The sequence below is a fragment of the Staphylococcus caledonicus genome (genome assembly GCF_016238465.1).
Lineage (GTDB): Bacteria > Bacillota > Bacilli > Staphylococcales > Staphylococcaceae > Staphylococcus > Staphylococcus caledonicus.
Map to the genome: position 1 here is coordinate 417,070 of NZ_JABTXV010000002.1, position 18,664 is coordinate 435,733.

17 protein-coding genes are annotated in these 18,664 nt (G+C 33.7%); 13 read left to right on the top strand and 4 right to left on the bottom strand.

The features are described from left to right. The first annotated feature begins 53 nt into the window (after positions 1 to 53). From nirB to HS848_RS08645, 11 genes are all read left to right on the top strand, one after another. Positions 54 to 2,459, top strand: a complete 2,406-nt coding sequence (nirB, locus tag HS848_RS08595; RefSeq protein WP_198612011.1) for a nitrite reductase large subunit NirB — start codon at positions 54 to 56, stop codon at positions 2,457 to 2,459. Between the two features lie 3 nt (positions 2,460 to 2,462). Further along, positions 2,463 to 2,777, top strand: coding sequence for a nitrite reductase small subunit NirD (gene nirD, locus HS848_RS08600; RefSeq protein WP_107506748.1), 315 nt, complete (start codon positions 2,463 to 2,465; stop codon positions 2,775 to 2,777). After that, positions 2,768 to 3,706 carry a uroporphyrinogen-III C-methyltransferase gene (gene cobA, locus HS848_RS08605; protein WP_198612012.1) on the top strand — a complete coding sequence of 313 codons (939 nt, stop codon included), beginning with the start codon at positions 2,768 to 2,770 and terminating at the stop codon, positions 3,704 to 3,706. The genes nirD and cobA overlap by 10 nt, the downstream gene beginning before the upstream one ends. 225 nt (positions 3,707 to 3,931) lie before the next feature. Then, positions 3,932 to 7,615, top strand: coding sequence for a nitrate reductase subunit alpha (locus HS848_RS08610; protein ID WP_198612013.1), 3,684 nt, complete (start codon positions 3,932 to 3,934; stop codon positions 7,613 to 7,615). After that, positions 7,605 to 9,158 carry a nitrate reductase subunit beta gene (gene narH, locus HS848_RS08615; RefSeq protein WP_198612014.1) on the top strand — a complete coding sequence of 518 codons (1,554 nt, stop codon included), beginning with the start codon at positions 7,605 to 7,607 and terminating at the stop codon, positions 9,156 to 9,158. The genes HS848_RS08610 and narH overlap by 11 nt, the downstream gene beginning before the upstream one ends. Continuing rightward, entirely contained in the window at positions 9,151 to 9,726 is a 576-nt protein-coding gene (gene narJ, locus HS848_RS08620) for a nitrate reductase molybdenum cofactor assembly chaperone (RefSeq protein ID WP_198612015.1), read from the top strand. Before narH ends, narJ begins: the two co-directional genes overlap by 8 nt. Further along, positions 9,719 to 10,402 (top strand): respiratory nitrate reductase subunit gamma, encoded by a 684-nt coding sequence (gene narI / locus HS848_RS08625; RefSeq protein WP_198612016.1) that lies wholly within the window; start codon positions 9,719 to 9,721, stop codon positions 10,400 to 10,402. Before narJ ends, narI begins: the two co-directional genes overlap by 8 nt. A 19-nt stretch (positions 10,403 to 10,421) precedes the next feature. Next, complete coding sequence (gene nreA / locus HS848_RS08630; protein WP_332871290.1) at positions 10,422 to 10,871, top strand: nitrate respiration regulation accessory nitrate sensor NreA; 450 nt, start codon at positions 10,422 to 10,424, stop codon at positions 10,869 to 10,871. Positions 10,872 to 10,901: 30 nt separating this feature from the next. Beyond that, on the top strand, positions 10,902 to 11,915 hold the full coding sequence (nreB, locus tag HS848_RS08635; protein ID WP_232806151.1) for a nitrate respiration regulation sensor histidine kinase NreB: 1,014 nt from the start codon (positions 10,902 to 10,904) through the stop codon (positions 11,913 to 11,915). Between the two features lie 19 nt (positions 11,916 to 11,934). Then, positions 11,935 to 12,588 carry a response regulator transcription factor gene (nreC, locus tag HS848_RS08640; RefSeq protein ID WP_198612017.1) on the top strand — a complete coding sequence of 218 codons (654 nt, stop codon included), beginning with the start codon at positions 11,935 to 11,937 and terminating at the stop codon, positions 12,586 to 12,588. Positions 12,589 to 12,845: 257 nt separating this feature from the next. Next, positions 12,846 to 14,003 carry a nitrate/nitrite transporter gene (locus HS848_RS08645; protein WP_198612018.1) on the top strand — a complete coding sequence of 386 codons (1,158 nt, stop codon included), beginning with the start codon at positions 12,846 to 12,848 and terminating at the stop codon, positions 14,001 to 14,003. 52 nt (positions 14,004 to 14,055) lie between these two features. Here HS848_RS08645 and HS848_RS08650 read toward each other — a convergent pair whose 3' ends face one another. Both HS848_RS08650 and HS848_RS08655 read right to left on the bottom strand, forming a co-directional pair. Further along, complete coding sequence (locus HS848_RS08650; protein ID WP_107506742.1) at positions 14,056 to 14,472, bottom strand: Hsp20/alpha crystallin family protein; 417 nt, start codon at positions 14,470 to 14,472, stop codon at positions 14,056 to 14,058. Between the two features lie 254 nt (positions 14,473 to 14,726). Next, the gene (locus HS848_RS08655) at positions 14,727 to 15,170 is read right to left on the bottom strand and encodes a MarR family winged helix-turn-helix transcriptional regulator (RefSeq protein ID WP_198612019.1); all 444 of its coding nucleotides are present in this window, start codon (positions 15,168 to 15,170) and stop codon (positions 14,727 to 14,729) included. Between the two features lie 283 nt (positions 15,171 to 15,453). Here HS848_RS08655 and HS848_RS08660 point away from each other — a divergent pair, with 283 nt between their 5' ends. Both HS848_RS08660 and HS848_RS08665 read left to right on the top strand, forming a co-directional pair. Beyond that, positions 15,454 to 15,813 carry a DUF3139 domain-containing protein gene (locus tag HS848_RS08660; RefSeq protein WP_107506740.1) on the top strand — a complete coding sequence of 120 codons (360 nt, stop codon included), beginning with the start codon at positions 15,454 to 15,456 and terminating at the stop codon, positions 15,811 to 15,813. 180 nt (positions 15,814 to 15,993) lie between these two features. Further along, the gene (locus tag HS848_RS08665) at positions 15,994 to 17,271 is read left to right on the top strand and encodes a cation:dicarboxylate symporter family transporter (protein ID WP_107506739.1); all 1,278 of its coding nucleotides are present in this window, start codon (positions 15,994 to 15,996) and stop codon (positions 17,269 to 17,271) included. Positions 17,272 to 17,593: 322 nt separating this feature from the next. Here HS848_RS08665 and HS848_RS08670 read toward each other — a convergent pair whose 3' ends face one another. Both HS848_RS08670 and HS848_RS08675 read right to left on the bottom strand, forming a co-directional pair. After that, the gene (locus HS848_RS08670; RefSeq protein ID WP_198612020.1) at positions 17,594 to 17,947 is read right to left on the bottom strand and encodes a DUF4889 domain-containing protein; all 354 of its coding nucleotides are present in this window, start codon (positions 17,945 to 17,947) and stop codon (positions 17,594 to 17,596) included. 256 nt (positions 17,948 to 18,203) lie between these two features. Continuing rightward, positions 18,204 to 18,626 (bottom strand): pyridoxamine 5'-phosphate oxidase family protein, encoded by a 423-nt coding sequence (locus tag HS848_RS08675; RefSeq protein ID WP_103165689.1) that lies wholly within the window; start codon positions 18,624 to 18,626, stop codon positions 18,204 to 18,206. Between the last annotated feature and the right edge of the window lie 38 nt (positions 18,627 to 18,664).

Consider the following 18,664-nt stretch of genomic DNA (forward strand, 5'->3'; position numbering starts at 1 on the left):
ATTTTGCATATAGAGGAATATTAAAATCTCAAGTAATAAAAGGGGAATATTTTATGGCTAAACAGAAACTAGTAATGATAGGAAACGGTATGGCTGGTATTAGAACAATCGAAGAAATATTAGAGCGTTCTGATAACCAATTCGATATTACGGTCATTGGTAAAGAACCTTATCCTAACTATAACAGAATCATGCTATCTAATATTTTACAAAAGAAAATGACTGTCGAAGATACAATCATGAATCCGTATGATTGGTATGAAGACAATAACATTCAATTGATAGTTAATGATCCTGTTGAATCAGTAGATAGAGCAAATAAAATTGTTACTACATCAAACGGCATTGATGTAGACTACGATATTTGTATTTTTGCGACAGGGTCTAGCGCATTTGTCTTACCAATCCCAGGCTCTGATTTACCGAGCGTTATCGGTTGGCGAACAATTGAAGACACAGAACGTATGATTGAAATTGCTAAAACTAAAAAACGTGCAGTAGTTATCGGCGGGGGACTACTTGGACTTGAATGTGCACGTGGTTTAATGGATCAAGGCATGGACGTGACTGTATTACATTTAGCGGAATGGTTAATGGAAATGCAACTTGATCGTAAAGCAGGCGGCATGCTTAAAGCGGATTTAGAACGTCAAGGTATGCACATTGAACTTCAGGCCAATTCCAAAGAAATTATCGGTAATGATGATGTGGAAGCAATTAAATTATCAGATGGGCGTGTTATTGAAACAGACTTGGTAGTAATGGCAGTTGGTATTCGTCCATTTGTAAATGTAGCAAAAGATGCAGGTTTAGAAGTAAATAGAGGTATTGTAGTCAATGATTATCTTCAAACTTCTGATCCTAGTATCTACGCTGTAGGCGAATGTTCAGAACATAATGGTAAAGTATATGGGCTAGTAGCGCCTTTATATGAACAAGGTAAAGTGCTTGCAGATTATTTAACAGGTAAAGACACAGACGGCTATAAAGGTTCTACAACATTTACTTCATTAAAAGTATCAGGTTGCGATTTATATAGCGCCGGACAAATTGTTGAAAGTGAAGATGTACATGGTATAGAAATATTTAATAGCGTGGACAATATCTACAAAAAAGTATATCTAAGTAATGGTCAAGTGGTAGGCGCCGTTTTATACGGAGATACAGACGACGGTTCACGATTCTATAATATGATGAAAAAACATGAATCATTAGAAGACTATACATTAGTTTCATTATTGTATAAAGGTGGCGAAGAAGCTGCGACTTCTATTGCCGATATGCCAGATGATGAAACGATTTGTGGTTGTAACGGTGTTGATAAAGGAACTATCGTAAACGCGATTACAACTAAAGGTTTAACTTCTGTAGATGAAGTGACAAAAGCAACAAAAGCTGGTAACTCATGTGGTAAATGTAAAGGTCAAATTGGAGAATTACTACAATGTACTTTAGGCGATGACTTCGTGGCAGCAAAACCTTCTGGAATTTGTGCATGTACTGATTTAACTCGAGATCAAATTGTTACTCAAATTAGAGCTAAAGGACTTAAAACATCTAAAGAAGTACGTCACGTACTAGATTTTAAAGATAAAAATGGATGTCCAAAATGCCGTCCAGCAATTAACTACTATCTCAATATGGTCTACCCACATGATCATCAAGATGAAAAAGAGTCTCGTTTTGCGAGCGAACGTTATCATGCGAATATTCAAAATGATGGTACGTTCTCAGTAATCCCGCAAATGCGTGGTGGCGTCACAGATGCTGACCAATTAATTAGATTAGGTGAAGTAGCGAAGAAATATAATGTGCCATTAGTTAAAGTCACTGGCTCACAACGTGTAGGATTATACGGTTTGAAAAAAGAAGAACTACCAAAAGTTTGGGCAGATTTAGGTATGCGTTCAGCTTCAGCATATGGCAAAAAAACACGTTCAGTAAAAAGCTGCGTAGGTAAAGAATTCTGTCGTTTCGGTACGCAATATACCACTCGATTAGGTATAAGATTAGAAAAAACATTTGAATATATCGACACACCTCATAAATTTAAAATGGGTGTTTCAGGTTGTCCTCGTAGTTGTGTAGAATCAGGAGTTAAAGACTTCGGTGTGATTTCAGTAGAAAATGGTTATCAAATTTATATCGGTGGCAACGGTGGAACAGATGTAACAATCGGTCAATTACTAACAACTGTTGAAACAGAAGATGATGTCATCAAATTATGTGGTGCTTTAATGCAATATTATAGAGAAACTGGAATTTATGCTGAAAGAACTGCACCTTGGCTAAATCGATTAGGCTTTGAAAACGTTAAAGAAGTCTTACTCGATGCTGATAGACAAGACGAATTGTTCAATCGAATTATGGATGCTAAAAAAGCAATTGACAGCGAACCTTGGGAAGCAATTGTTGAAAATAAAGAAGAACAAAAAATCTTTGAAGTTGAGAAGGTGTAAATGATGCAAGCAATGGAAAAAGTTAAAGTGACTACATTAGAGGAGTTAACACCATTAATTGGGAAAAAAGTGATTGTCGATGGCAAACAAATTGGTATTTTTCTAACTGAATCAGGAGATATACACGCTATCAATAATGTTTGCCCCCATAAACAAGGCCCATTATCTGAAGGAACTGTTAGTGGAGAATATGTGTATTGTCCCTTACATGACCAAAAAATAGACTTAAGAACAGGTGAAGTGCAAGAGCCAGATACAGGTTGTGTTCAGAAATATAAAGTTGAAGTAATAGACGGAGCGGTTTATGTATGTCTATAGACAGTGGCAATAAAGTTTATTTAATAGGAGCGGGTCCCGGAAATCCTAATCTATTAACCAAAAAAGCTGAACGTTTAATTAGAAAGGCAGATGTCATTCTATATGATCGTTTAGTCAATCCATTAATATTACAATATGCCCCCGCAACATCCGAAGTTATAGATGTGGGGAAGAAACCTTATGTAAAGCACATTCAACAAGACGATATTAATCTTAAAATAGTTGAAGCAGCACAGAAACATCAAACAGTGGTGCGATTAAAAGGTGGAGACCCGGCGATATTTGGACGTGTCACTGAAGAAGTGAATACTTTGAAACAATATAATATCTCATATGAAATTGTACCTGGCGTAACTTCAGCAAGTGCGGCCGTTGCGACTATGGATTTAGGATTAACTATGCGTGCCGTAGCTCCAAGTGTCACATTTTCCACAGGACATTTTAAAAATTCTAGCAATCACGATACAGATATTCGTAATTTGTTAAATGGTGGCACCCTTGCAATTTATATGGGAGTTAAACGTCTTGGAAATATTATCCAACAAATCTCTCAATTTACGGATGAAGATTATTCAATTGCGATTGTTTTTAATGCAACTTGTTATAATCAAAAAGTGGTGACAGGAAGATTAAGTAACATTGAGCATCAACTACAACAACTTCAATTAGATGGTGAACCTGGTATTTGTATACTCGGTGCGATTATTGATTATATCGATGTCGAACATATAGTAGGCTCTAATTATTCATTTGATGATACTTTATATATCATTAAAGGTTCAAAAGAAGATGTGTTAATTGAAGCTGAGATTCGATCAGATAGAGGACAGAGATGTTTAGTAGACTATGGAGCTCAATACCATAGTTCTCAAGAACAAGTATATCAACGCATTATTGAAACAAATAATATTAAATATATAGAAGTTTAAGAAGCGAAAGGCAGTCCAGAAACATTTTATTACATGTTCTGGGCTGTTTTTAATTTTCCAATTACTTCCTCCTAAATCTTCAATATTCAGGGAATCCCCATAGTTAAATAGGCAAATCCCTAATATTTATTAATTGTGAAAAATTGTACAATCTAGATAAATAAACATGTAATCGGCATTTAACATAGTTAACTAATACCTATAGAGGTAGGAGGATTCATATAAATGGGAAAATTTGGATTAAACTTTTTTAAACCAACAGAAAAATTTAATGGAAACTGGTCCGTATTAGAAAGTAAAAGCAGAGAATGGGAGAAAATGTATCGAGAGCGATGGAGTCATGACAAAGTGGTAAGAACTACACATGGCGTGAATTGTACTGGTTCTTGTTCGTGGAAAGTATTTGTTAAAAATGGTGTTATCACATGGGAAAATCAACAAATCGATTATCCAAGTTGTGGACCAGATATGCCAGAATTTGAACCTCGTGGTTGTCCGCGTGGCGCTTCATTCTCATGGTATGAATATAGTCCATTACGTGTGAAATATCCTTATATCCGTAGTAAATTATTGGATTTATGGAGTGAAGCACTTGAAGAAAATAATGGTAATCGTATTGCTGCATGGGCTTCTATTATTGAAGATGAAGAAAAAGCCAAATCATATAAAGAAGCGCGAGGTAAAGGTGGACTTGTTCGTACTAATTGGAAAGATGCTACTGATATTATTGCAGCACAAATCTTATATACCATTAAAAAAGATGGCCCAGATAGAATTGCAGGCTTTACACCAATTCCAGCAATGTCAATGATCAGTTATGCATCAGGGGCAAGATTTATTAATTTACTTGGTGGAGAAATGCTTAGCTTCTATGACTGGTACGCCGATTTACCACCAGCTTCACCGCAAATTTGGGGAGAACAAACAGATGTGCCAGAATCAAGTGATTGGTATAACGCTTCATATATTATCATGTGGGGTTCAAATGTACCTTTAACTCGTACACCAGATGCACATTTTATGACAGAAGTGAGATATAAAGGCACAAAAGTTATTTCCGTTGCACCTGATTACGCTGAAAACGTTAAATTTGCTGACAACTGGTTAGCACCTAATCCAGGTACAGATGCTGCTGTTGCACAAGCAATGACATATGTTATCTTACAAGAGTTTTATGAAGATAATCCAAGTGAAATGTTTATCAATTATGCTAAACAATATTCAGATATGCCATTTGTCATTATGCTAGACAAAGATGATAACGGCTATAAAGCTGGAAGATTTTTACGTGCAAGTGATTTAGGTCAAGACAATAAAAATGGTGAATGGAAACCAGTTATTCAAGATACGATTAGCCAACAATTAGTAGTACCTAATGGAACAATGGGTCAACGTTGGGAAGAAGATACAAAGTGGAATTTAAAACTTGAAACAGAAGATGGTACTAAAATTAATCCAGCACTATCAATGACTGAGGATGAGTTCGAATTACAAACAATTCAATTTCCATATTTTGATAGTAAAGGTGATGGAATATTTGAAAGAGTTATTCCTACTAAAAAAATCACATTAGCAAATGGAGAAGAGGTCTATATTGCTACAGTTTATGACTTAATGGCCAGTCAATACGGTATCAAACGTTTCAATCATGAATTAGAAGCTACATCTTATAATGATGTTCAATCTAAATATACACCTGCTTGGCAAGAAGAAATTACAGGCATAAAAAGTAATTTGGTTACACAAGTAGCAAGAGAATTTGCACAAAATGCAATCGATACTGAAGGTCGTTCAATGATTATTATGGGCGCCGGTATTAATCACTGGTTTAATTCAGATACGATTTATCGTGCAATTTTAAATTTAGTATTGTTATGTGGTTGCCAAGGCGTTAACGGCGGAGGTTGGGCACACTACGTTGGTCAAGAAAAATGTAGACCAATCGAAGGATGGAACACAATTGCCTTTGCTAAAGATTGGCAAGGCCCACCACGCTTACAAAACGGTACAAGTTGGTTCTATTTTGCTACAGACCAATGGAAATACGAAGAGTCTAATGTCGATAAATTAAAATCGCCACTAGCTAAAAATATTAAACATCAACATCCTGCTGACTATAACGTTACTGCAGCGCGTTTAGGATGGTTACCTTCATATCCTCAATTTAATAAAAATAGTTTATTGTTTGGAGAAGAAGCTAAAGAAGCGGGCGATGCTTCTAATGAAACGATTTTAAAAAATGCAATCAATTCAGTGAAGAATAAGGAAACACAATTTGCTATAGAAGATCCTGATTTAAGAAAAAATCATCCTAAAACATTATTCGTTTGGAGATCTAATTTGATTTCAAGCTCAGCTAAAGGTCAAGAATATTTTATGAAACATTTATTGGGCGCACGTTCTGGTCTTATGGCAGAACCAAATGAAGAGGATAAACCAGAAGAAATTAAATGGCGAGAAGATACAGTTGGCAAGCTTGATTTATTAGTGTCACTTGATTTCAGAATGACAGCGACACCGTTGTACTCTGATATCGTCTTACCAGCTGCGACATGGTATGAAAAACATGACATCTCATCAACTGACATGCATCCATTTATTCATCCATTTAATCCAGCTATTGATCCATTATGGGAATCACGTTCGGATTGGGATATCTATAAAACACTAAGTAAAGCTGTTTCAGAAATGGCAAAAGATTACTTGCCAGGTACGTTTAAAGATGTTGTAACTACGCCATTAGGCCACGACTCTAAACAAGAACTTGGTTCTGAATATGGCATAGTTAAAGATTGGTCTAAAGATGAAGTAGAAGGCATCCCAGGCAAAACGATGCCGAACTTCTCAATCGTAGAACGTGACTATACAAAAATTTATGATAAATACGTTACATTAGGTCCAAAACTTGAAAACGGTAAGATAGGTGCGCATGGCGTAAGTTACGGTGTCAAAGATGAATATGATGAATTAAAAAGTATAGTTGGCACATGGAATGATGATGATAACGACTCTGTAAGAAATGATAGACCGCGAATTGATACTGCTCGCAAAGTAGCAGACGCTATTTTAAATATTTCATCTGCAACGAACGGTAAGTTATCACAAAAATCTTATGAAGATTTAGAAAACCAAACTGGTATGGAGTTAAAAGATATTTCCAAAGAACGTGCATCTGAAAAGATTTCTTTCTTAAATATCACTTCTCAACCACGTGAGGTCATTCCAACAGCTGTATTCCCAGGTTCTAATAAAAATGACCGTAGATATTCACCATTCACTACAAACATTGAACGCTTAGTTCCATTTAGAACATTGACAGGTAGACAAAGCTATTACATCGACCATGAAGTATTTCAACAATTTGGAGAAAGCTTACCAGTCTACAAACCGACGTTACCGCCAATGGTATTTGGTACTAGAGATAAACAAGTTAAAGGTGGACAAGATGCACTAGTACTTCGCTATTTAACACCTCACGGTAAATGGAATATTCATTCAACATATCAAGATAATGAACGTATGTTGACATTATTCAGAGGTGGCCCAGTAGTTTGGATTTCAAATGAAGATGCTGCCGAACATGACATTAATGATAATGACTGGCTTGAAGTATATAACCGAAATGGTGTAGTAACAGCGAGAGCGGTTACATCACACCGTATGCCAAGAGGTACGATGTTTATGTATCATGCTCAAGATAAACACATTGAAACACCTGGTTCAGAACTTACTGATACACGTGGTGGTTCTCATAATGCACCAACAAGAATTCACTTAAAACCAACACAACTAGTTGGAGGATATGCTCAAATTAGCTATCACTTCAATTACTATGGTCCTATCGGTAACCAAAGAGACGTATATGTTGCCGTTAGAAAGATGAAGGAGGTAAATTGGCTTGAAGATTAAAGCGCAGATTGCAATGGTGTTAAATTTAGATAAATGTATAGGGTGTCATACATGTAGTGTTACATGTAAAAACACATGGACTAATAGACCCGGAGCCGAATATATGTGGTTTAATAACGTAGAAACTAAACCGGGTATCGGTTATCCAAAACGTTGGGAAGACCAAGAACAATATAAAGGTGGCTGGGTCCTAAATAAAAAAGGTAAACTTGAACTTAAATCTGGTAGTCGATGGACTAAAATGGCACTAGGTAAGATCTTTTACAATCCAGACATGCCTCTTATCAAAGACTATTATGAACCATGGACATATAACTATGAACATTTAACTACAGCTAAAGAAGGTAAACATTCACCTGTAGCAAAAGCACATTCTTTAATTTCTGGAGATAAACTGAATCTTGAATGGGGACCTAACTGGGAAGATGATTTAGCTGGTGCACATATTACTGGTCCAGAAGATCCAAATATTCAAAAAATTGAAGAAGACATTAAATTCCAGTTTGATGAAACATTTATGATGTATTTGCCACGTCTATGTGAACATTGTTTAAATCCTAGTTGCGTAGCTTCATGTCCATCAGGCGCAATGTATAAAAGAGATGAAGACGGCATCGTGCTAGTAGACCAAGATGCTTGTCGTGGTTGGCGTTATTGTATGACAGGCTGCCCATATAAAAAAGTTTATTTTAACTGGAAAACAAATAAAGCGGAGAAATGTACATTCTGTTTCCCTAGAATTGAAGCAGGCTTACCTACCGTATGTTCAGAAACATGTACAGGTCGCATGAGATATTTAGGTGTATTACTTTATGATGCTGATAGAGTGCATGAAGCAGCGTCAGCAGAAAACGAACAAGATTTGTATGAAAAACAACTAGATATATTCTTAAATCCTTTTGATGAAGAAGTCATTGAACAAGCTGAAAAAGATGGCATTAGCTATGAATGGATTGAAGCGGCTCAAAACTCACCCGTTTATAAATTGGCAATAGAATATAAATTAGCATTCCCATTGCACCCAGAATTTAGAACAATGCCAATGGTATGGTATTGTCCACCACTTAGCCCAATCATGAGTTACTTTGAAGGTAAAAATGCTGGCCAAAATCCTGATATGATTTTCCCAGCAATTGAAGAAATGCGTTTACCAATTGAATATTTAGCCAATTTATTCACAGCTGGAAAAGTCGAACCAGTTAAAGAGGCATTACAACGTATGGCAATGATGAGAAGCTACATGAGAGCTGAAGTTACAGGTAAGGAATTTGATACGTCTAGATTAGAAAGATTAGGACTTTCAGAAATTCAAACGAAAGAAATGTATCGTCTATTAGGCTTAGCTAAATATGAAGATCGTTTCGTCGTGCCAACATCACATAAAGAAAGTTATTTAGATACGTACCATGCACAAGGAAGCCAAGGATATGGCGGCGAATACTTTGGGGATAACTGTGAAGGTTGTGGCGTAGCAGTCGGTTCAGGAAAAACAGGACAAGAAATTTATAATGATAATTTTTATGGAGGTATCTTCCGTGATTAATTTAGATAAATTTTATTATTATCAAGAAAGTCTAGGCTACATTGCGCAGCAACTTAATTTTCCTGAAAAGCTAACCTTTCATCCTAAAACGTTTGACGAAGCTATTGATGCGTCACATCCCGGTTATCAAGATTTAGTACAATATCGTGATATCATGCACCAATTTACACTATCTGAAATTAAAGCGATTTATACAGATACCTTTGATTTTAATAAAAAGTTTCCATTATATATGACCTACAATAAATTTGATACTCAAAAAGAGAGAGGTCAAATGTTGGCTAAATTAAAGGTATTATATGAAATGTTTGGCTTAAAAATGGTTGATAACGAGTTATCTGACTTTCTACCTTTAATGTTACAGTTCTTACATGTTGCTAAATGGCAAGATGACCCACGTGCTGAAGGTAATATTGAACTAGTCATCATGATTATTGAAGATGGTACTTATGAAATGGCTAATCATCTAGCTCAAGATAATAACCCATATGCTTATGTGATTCGAGCATTAAGAGAAACATTGAAAGAATGCATAGACGTACCTAAAGAGGTGACACATCATGCTTAATCAATTTTTGTGGATTATCTTTCCCTATCTATGTGTCGCGATTTTTATAGTAGGCCATATTGCGCGCTATAAATATGATCAATTTTCATGGACTGCAAAGTCTAGTGAGTTTTTAGAAAAAAAGCAGCTTAAATGGGGAAGTTTATTATTTCATTTAGGAATTATTCCCGTATTTTTCGGACATGTAGTGGGATTAGCAATCCCTGCAAAATGGATAGATGGTTTAGGTGTAAGCGAAGGGATGTACCATTTCGGTGCGGTGTATATTGGTAGTATATTTGGTATAATGACATTTATTGGTATGTTAATGTTAACAGCAAGACGTCTTACTATAAAGAACGTAAGAAAGTTAAGTTCGGCATCGGATATATTTGTTAATGCTTTATTAATCATTATCATATTTATGGGTTGCTATTCAACGTTAGTAACTAATGCTGTTATAACTGATTTTGATTATCGACAAACAATTTCTATATGGTTTAGACATCTCTTCACATTTTCACCTAATGCTAATTTAATGGTAGGCGTGCCATTATCATTCAAGATTCATATTTTATTAGGCTTTACTATATTAGCATGCTGGCCATTTACGCGTTTAGTACATGTGTGGAGCGTTCCTTTATCATATGCGAATAGAAGATATATTGTTTATAGAAGACATAAAACACGTTCATGATATGAAAGGAGATACGATAGTGGCATCTGAACCATTATTTGAAACACATGATTTTCAAGAAGAATTAGACGCTTTAAGAGAATCAGAGGGGTATGATTTCGCGGGGATAGCTTTGTATGAACAACATTCTACTTCGGCGCCGATAAAGTGGCGTTACGTTTCTGGAAATTTAAATGATCGGTATAAATTGATTATTTTAAGAAAAGGCAGAGGGTTAGCTGGAATGGTAATGAAGACCGCTAAGAGAATGATTATTGCCGATGTTTCTCAAAGCTTATCACCTGAAGAAAGATTTAATTATCCAATCTTAAGTAGCGAAAAACTAACAGCAGTTGTGGCTATACCGTTATGTTTCCAACAACAAATTTATGGTGTATTACTGTTAGGCCAAAGAAACGAGAAACCATTACCAAAAGACAATAGCTTAAATATTTATGGTAAGTTATGGGCATTTACTGAAGAAATGTAGGTGACACAAGTGTTGGATATACAAAATGAAATGATAGAAGACTTGCTGAAGAAATATTACGAAACTACAAATGAAAAAATTGTCTTTGTAAATAATGAAGGCAAAGTAATAGCTATGAATAAAGCAGCTCAAGAAATTATTTCAGAGGATAATAATTATAGTGCAATGACGAATGCAATATGTAATCGATGTGAAGGATATTCCAATGAATTTGCTTTGCAAAGTTGTATTAATTGTTATTTATATACATCGAGACCTAATGATAAAAACTTTCAGGTATTTATGAAGACGGTCGATAATAAAGTACAACCATTTACCGCAAGTTATCAATGTATTGATGACAATAAAAATATTTATGCCTTCACGTTGCAAGATATTTCACCTCAAATTGAACGACAAGAGAAGATGTACCAACACCAAATGTTACGAAAAACGATTTCAGCTCAAGAAAATGAGCGTAAACGAATTTCAAGAGAGTTACATGATAGTGTTGTGCAAGAAATGTTAAATATTGATGTGGAATTAAGATTGTTAAAGTATCAACAAGATATGACGGAACTCGTAGATAAGTCTGAACATATCGAAGGGCTAATGTCTAAATTAATTGATGATATACGTAATTTATCGGTGGAATTGAGACCATCGTCATTAGATGATTTAGGGTTAGAAGCGGCTTTTAAATCTTATTTTAAACAATTTGAAGAGAATTATGGACTAGAAGTTATCTATAATTCTAATATTAATAATGCACGTTATGATAGTGAAATTGAAACAGTCGTTTATCGAATTGTTCAAGAAGCAGTATTTAATGCGTTGAAATATGCAGGTGTCAGTGAAGTAGATGTCTCAATTCAACAGACTGACGGAACTTTAATGGCTGAAATTATTGATAGAGGAATAGGATTTGACCCAAATTCAACCCCACAAGGTACGGGATTAGGATTATATGGCATGAATGAAAGAGCTGAACTGGTTAAGGGAACGGTAAATATAGAGACTCACATGGGTAAAGGCACGATTATTACCTTAGAAATACCACTTTAGGCATGTTGGGGGAATTAAATTGAAAATTGTAATCGCAGACGACCATGCAGTAGTGAGAACAGGCTTCTCAATGATCTTAAATTTTCAAGAAGACATGGAAGTCGTCGCAACTGCAGCAGATGGCGTAGAAGCCTATCAAAAAGTAATGGAATACAAGCCGGACGTATTAATTATGGATTTAAGTATGCCACCTGGTGAATCAGGATTAATTGCTACAAGTAAAATTTCTGAAAGTTTTCCAGAAACTAAAATTTTAATTTTAACAATGTATGATGATGATGAGTACCTATTCCATGTTTTAAGAAATGGTGCTAAAGGTTATATCTTAAAAAATTCTCCAGATGAACAATTAGTTCTAGCAGTGCGAACTGTATTCAAGGGTGAAACTTATGTAGATATGAAACTTACTACATCACTAGTAAATGAGTTTGTTAACCATTCTAATGTAGACGAAAAAGCTACTAACGATCCATTTAAGATACTTTCAAAAAGAGAACTAGAAATTTTACCTTTGATTGCTAAAGGATATGGTAACAAAGAAATCGCTGAAAAGTTATTTGTTTCAGTTAAAACTGTTGAAGCACATAAAACACATATCATGACTAAATTAGATTTGAAATCTAAACCAGAATTAGTAGAATATACACTTAAGAAAAAACTATTAGATTTTTAGTAATAGTTACTCATTAAAGCTAAATGTATATAGGTATAAACCAGGGTCTATAGTGACACTCTGGTTTATTTTTATATTGTCTTATAAAGGTAATACAAAATTAGGGGGATTACTGATAATTATGAGGGAATATCCTTATGTTCATTTTTTCACATATTAATTAAAATTTATATGTAATCAGCAATCTAATGAATTAAACCTTGACCTCTTTTAAATATAAAGACTGCTGATAAAGAAAAAATGATGAAGGTGAGAAAATGAATAAAACTAAGGGTGGATTTCAATTAACGCTTCAAACGCTAAGCCTTGTCGTAGGGTTTATGGCATGGAGTATTATTTCTCCATTAATGCCGTACATATCGCAAGATATTGATATTTCACCAGGACAACTATCTATTATTTTAGCAATTCCAGTAATTTTAGGTTCTATACTTCGTGTGCCATTTGGTTATTTAACAAATATCATTGGTGCGAAGTGGGTATTTTTCTGTAGTTTTATAGTATTATTATTCCCAATATTCTTTTTAGGACAAGCCCAAACGCCTGGCATGTTAATGCTATCAGGATTCTTTTTAGGTGTAGGCGGAGCCATCTTTTCAGTGGGCGTAACCTCAATTCCTAAATATTTTTCAAAAGATAAAGTAGGGCTTGCGAATGGTATTTATGGCATGGGTAATATTGGTACAGCTGTATCTTCATTCTTAGCACCTCCTATAGCAGGGATTATAGGATGGCAAACAACAGTGAGAAGTTACTTAATTATAATCGCTATTTTTGCGGTATTGATGTTCTTACTTGGAGATAACAATGAAACTAAAGTGAAAGTTCCTTTAATGTCTCAAATTAAAAAATTATCTTCCAATTATAAAGTTTACTATTTAAGTTTATGGTACTTTATTACATTTGGCTCATTTGTAGCGTTTGGCTTATTTTTACCTAATTACTTAGTTAATAATTTCGGTATTGATAAAGTGGACGCTGGTATAAGATCAGGTGTATTTATTGCCTTAGCCACGTTCCTGAGACCAATTGGTGGTATTTTAGGTGATAAGTTTAATGCAGTAAAAGTTTTAATGATTGATTTTATTGTAATGATTATCGGTGCCGTCATACTTGGCATCTCTAGTCATATTGCGTTATTCACTATTGGTTGTTTAACTATCAGTATATGTGCTGGAATTGGAAATGGCTTAGTATTTAAGTTAGTACCATCATATTTTGCTAAAGAATCTGGTGCGGCTAACGGTATTGTTTCAATGATGGGTGGATTAGGTGGTTTCTTCCCACCATTAGTTATAACGTACGTCACTGGGTTAACAGGAACAAGTCACCTTGCATTTATTTTATTAGCACTATTTGGGGTTCTTGCTTTTATTACTATGTGGCATTTATATAAAAAGGAATACACAATTTAATATGTATAAAGAAAGAGCGCGGAAAGAATTCCATGCTCTTTCTTCTATTTAATTACTCTACAGTAATTGTTGTCGCATCATCTTGTGCGCTAACTTCTTTAGGTAAAGTAACTGTTAAAATACCATCGTCATAGCTTGCTTTAATTTGTGACTTATTAATATCCTCAAATTCAAAACGTCTTACAAGTTCACCACTCGCACGTTCACTTAATTGTACTTTGCCAGTTTGTTCAGAAACCTGTTTTTGAACCTTGATTGTTAGTGTAGAGTGATCAAATTTTAATTCGATTTCTGATTTATTAACCCCAGGTAATTCAGCTTCTAAAATATATTGGCTTGATTGATTGTAAATGTTAGTTGGAAAACTTTTAGATGAAAATTGATTAAACACTTGTTCACCTAAATCACGAAAAACGTCTTTTGGGTTATTTTTTAAAAATGATTGTTCGAAAAAATCTCTATTATTCATTATATACGCGCTCCTTTATATTAAGAGTAAAGTCGTAGTTGTTAAGTGAAAATTTTCAACTTCATTATATAAAGAGTGAAGCGTGACGTAAAGTAAAAGCATTTATGAAATGAATAAGGAGAGGTACATGAGGTACATGGAGCGTAAGAAAAGCAGAAACGAGAAAGGAACATGACAAAAGTTTAATTATGTATAAAGTCTTTTATAAACAAGTATCAAATGATGAATGGATTGCTTTTGTCATGTTTGGATGATTAATCAGCTGTATAATCAAAGTTATTTGAAATAACATGTCTTAAGCTATGGACGAGGTCTTTTGCTTCGTCATGAGAAATATCAAAGTCATCGAAAACTCGGTCAGAGATAGCTTCCAACGTAGGTTTAATGTTAACGCCATTTTCAGTTAATGAAATTTGTAAATTTCTTTCATCTTCTTTTTCACGCATACGTTGTACATAGCCTTTTTTCTCTAATTTTTTTAAGAGAGGTGTAAGTGTTCCTGAATCTAAAAAGACGCGGCGACCAAGTGATTTAATATTTATCTTTTCATCATCTTCGATGGCCATGATAACCATAAAGCTTGTATATGTTAAATCGTGTTGTTTTAAATAGTAAGTATATCTCTTAATTACTTCTTTAGAAGTAACATAGAATAAAAAACATAATTGCTTACTTAAATAGCTGTCCTTTACATACATATTTATCCCCCCTTAACTTATTTAAAGATAGTATGAACTAAAACCAATGTCAATAGCGTTATCATAGTATTTTATAGACTTTTTGATACTTTTGACAGAAGTTAGAAAGTACGTCTACATAAGGTCTTAAAGTGTTGATTTAAATTGAAAACTAAGATGGAATATTAGTATATTTTGTTACAAAGATTATTTGGGTCTTTAAAAAAACAGCTATATCATTCATAATTATTTAGATAATAAATTAAAGACGTTTTGAATAGGTTATAAACAAAGGAGCTTTTAAATGAGTAAAAAGCAAAAAATTATTAGAGTAACTATTATTTTAGTGATTTCATTAATTGTGGCTATCGCATTCTTCTTTGGAATGAAGACATATCAAGGTCATAGAAATATAAAAACAGTAGATACTTATTTAGAACAGAAACACTTGAAAGATAAAGTGAAATCTGAAGAAACATTATATAGTGCTAAAAAAGGTGTTTATTATAAAGAAGTTGTATTTAAAGATGAGCCAAATATGACATATGTGATTCAACCAATCGGAACTAGAAAAGGCATCTTCTCAGAAGGATTCGATTCTGAAACTAAGAAAAATATTAAAGATGCGAAACATAATGACTTTGATCGAAATTTTAAACCCTAATATATAGGAATAAGCTGTACAAAGACTTAGTTAGTCAATTCTTTGTACAGCTTTTTTATTTTTAAATTAATAATTTTAGCTAAATCAAATAATATATTAATTGTTAGGTTTGAAAATTTTATACCCCAATTTTAAATTATCTGATATAATTAAGCGATGTCAGATGAAGGGGGTTCCAACATGACTCTGTTCAAGAGAAAAATTAGCTTGCCAATGCAAGTGTTAATCGCATTGGTGCTAGGTGTAGTAGTAGGTTTATTATTATTCGGACAAGACAATGTAGCAAATTATATTAAACCTTTCGGTGATATTTTCTTAAATTTAATCAAAATGATCATCATTCCAATTGTATTCTGTGCACTAGCTTTATCAATTTCTAATTTAGGGGATTCAAAAAAGATTGGTAGCTATGGATGGAAAGCAATACTTTACTTCGAAATTATAACAACAATTGCTATCGGCTTAGGACTTATTTTTGGTAATTTATTTAAACCTGGTTCTGGATTAGATCCAACTAAATTACCTAAAGGCGATATTTCTAAATATCAATCATCTGCTTCAGCAGCAGAACAATCTACATATGGAAATCACTTTATAGATACCATTGTAAATATTGTACCAACAAACATATTTGAAGCTTTAACTAAAGGTGAATTGTTACCGATTATCTTCTTTGCAGTGTTCTTTGGTTTAGGATTAGCTGCCATTGGAGAGAAAGCAGAACCTGTTAAAGGATTTTTAAATGGAACCTTAGAAGCAGTATTCTGGATGATTAATAAAATCTTAAAATTAGCGCCAATTGGTGTATTTGCATTTATTTGTACAACTGTAATGACATTTGGTGCATCAGCATTAATTCCATTAGCAAAATTAGTATTAGTTGTAGTCTTTGCGATGGTATTCTTTATTATTGTAGTTTTAGGTATCGTGGCTAGAATTTGTGGTATTAGTATCTTCTCAATTATCAAAATTTTAAAAGACGAATTATTACTTGCCTTCTCAACGTCAAGTTCTGAAGCAGTATTACCTATTATGATGAATAAAATGGAGAAATTTGGTGCTCCGAAAGACGTTACATCTTTCGTAATTCCGATTGGATATTCATTTAACCTAGATGGTTCAGCATTATACCAATCTATTGCTGCATTATTTGTAGCACAAATGTATGGCATACATTTATCTATATCAGAACAAATTGTCTTAATGGTAACGCTTATGGTCGCATCTAAAGGTATGGCGGGTGTACCAGGCGTATCTATCGTAGTATTACTTACAACGTTAGGTGCAATGGGCTTACCGGCACAAGGCCTTGCGTTAATTATCGGTGTTGACCGTTTACTAGACATGGTACGTACATGCGTAAACGTTATTGGAAACGCGTTATCAGCGATTGTTATCTCTAAATGGGAAAAAGTGTATGATAAAGATAAAGGTAAAAAATATTTAGAATCAATTTAAAAAGAAATCTGACATTTTTTGTACCGAGCTTATTAAAAGCTCGGTTTTTTTATTAATTAGTAGGAATTAAAATAGAAGTTTTTAACAGTAGTGTAAATTGAGTCATGTTATAATTTTTGTACTTAAGACACCTCGTTATTTTAGTTTAGTGATGTTTATTAAATTATACGAAAGTGTCTTATTTTTAAAGTACTTTAATGTAAAATATACATGTATATAACGTAGTATTGATACAAAGGAAGCGTAGAGGTGATTCAATCATGAATCATCTCTACGCTATCATTTTAGGATTTGTATCCCGGTCTCTTTACCTAAAGTTCTATTACATGCCTTTCATATCATGCATTTCATGAATTTTCATCATTAAACCATGAGGCACATCATCGTGATCTACTTTAGATACTCTTGAAAATTTATCTGATCCTTTTTCTTTTACAAGAAATACGAAATCACCTTTTTTAACTTTAACGTCTGTATCAGAAGGTAAACCAACATTTTTCTCTACTTTTTCAGTTTGTTCATTTACCATTTTATCGATTGTATGACTATCTTTCATATAACCGTAGTAAGTTTCTTTTTGACTACCACTAAGCATCATAATAATTAACACGATACCTACGATTAACATAATCGCAATTAAGCCAATGCCTAAACCCAAACCTTTTTTATTTTTCATATTAAGACTCCTTTAAACATACTACTTCTTTTATACAGAAAATAATATTAAATTGCAATAAAATACATGAATATGATGCATTAAATTGTGTCATTGTTATTACAATTTTAAATTTAAATAGATAGTCCAATGTAAGCTTACATATAATCGTCGTAGTACGCTAACGAGACTCCTTCTAGAAATTAATGAAAAAGGAGTAGGGGTAATTCTTCATTGAATCACCTCTACTCCTATATTAATGATGCTATTCTCTCACTTATACTTCAATCGTTACTGGTGTATCGATATCATCGTCGTTCATTAGTGTGATAGTTTTAGGATTAACTTTTAAGACACATAAATCAGGATCTTCTTTAGAATTAAAGAATGTTTTATCCTGTGTTTCCCATAACCAGTCAATAACTTTTTGGTCTTTAACAATTTCCATTGAAGCTTCAATTTCCACAAAACTATTATTTGTAGTTTCGTTATAGCCTAATAAAATATAAGCATTTGGGTTACTTTCAATTTCATCGACTTTAGCTGTCTTCGTACTTGTCTTAGTATATAAATCTAAACCGTCATTATAAAACACCATATATCTACTATTTGGTTTATTGTTATAAGCAGTTGATAATACACCAACTTTAGAAGTATTTAATACTTTTTCAATGGCTTGTGTTGCTTGTTGTTTATCCAAACTTATCATCTCCTTACACATAGTATAGCCGTATAAGG

What these genes read in the sequence shown, in the direction of transcription:
- nirB (WP_198612011.1), top strand. Translation starts at nt 54, where the DNA reads ATGGCTAAACAGAAACTAGTAATGATAGGAAACGGTATGGCTGGTATT.
- nirD (WP_107506748.1), top strand. Translation starts at nt 2,463, where the DNA reads ATGCAAGCAATGGAAAAAGTTAAAGTGACTACATTAGAGGAGTTAACA.
- cobA (WP_198612012.1), top strand. Translation starts at nt 2,768, where the DNA reads ATGTCTATAGACAGTGGCAATAAAGTTTATTTAATAGGAGCGGGTCCC.
- HS848_RS08610 (WP_198612013.1), top strand. Translation starts at nt 3,932, where the DNA reads ATGGGAAAATTTGGATTAAACTTTTTTAAACCAACAGAAAAATTTAAT.
- narI (WP_198612016.1), top strand. Translation starts at nt 9,719, where the DNA reads ATGCTTAATCAATTTTTGTGGATTATCTTTCCCTATCTATGTGTCGCG.
- nreB (WP_232806151.1), top strand. Translation starts at nt 10,902, where the DNA reads ATGATAGAAGACTTGCTGAAGAAATATTACGAAACTACAAATGAAAAA.
- HS848_RS08645 (WP_198612018.1), top strand. Translation starts at nt 12,846, where the DNA reads ATGAATAAAACTAAGGGTGGATTTCAATTAACGCTTCAAACGCTAAGC.
- HS848_RS08650 (WP_107506742.1), bottom strand. Translation starts at nt 14,472, where the DNA reads ATGAATAATAGAGATTTTTTCGAACAATCATTTTTAAAAAATAACCCA.
- HS848_RS08655 (WP_198612019.1), bottom strand. Translation starts at nt 15,170, where the DNA reads ATGTATGTAAAGGACAGCTATTTAAGTAAGCAATTATGTTTTTTATTC.
- HS848_RS08660 (WP_107506740.1), top strand. Translation starts at nt 15,454, where the DNA reads ATGAGTAAAAAGCAAAAAATTATTAGAGTAACTATTATTTTAGTGATT.
- HS848_RS08665 (WP_107506739.1), top strand. Translation starts at nt 15,994, where the DNA reads ATGACTCTGTTCAAGAGAAAAATTAGCTTGCCAATGCAAGTGTTAATC.
- HS848_RS08670 (WP_198612020.1), bottom strand. Translation starts at nt 17,947, where the DNA reads ATGAAAAATAAAAAAGGTTTGGGTTTAGGCATTGGCTTAATTGCGATT.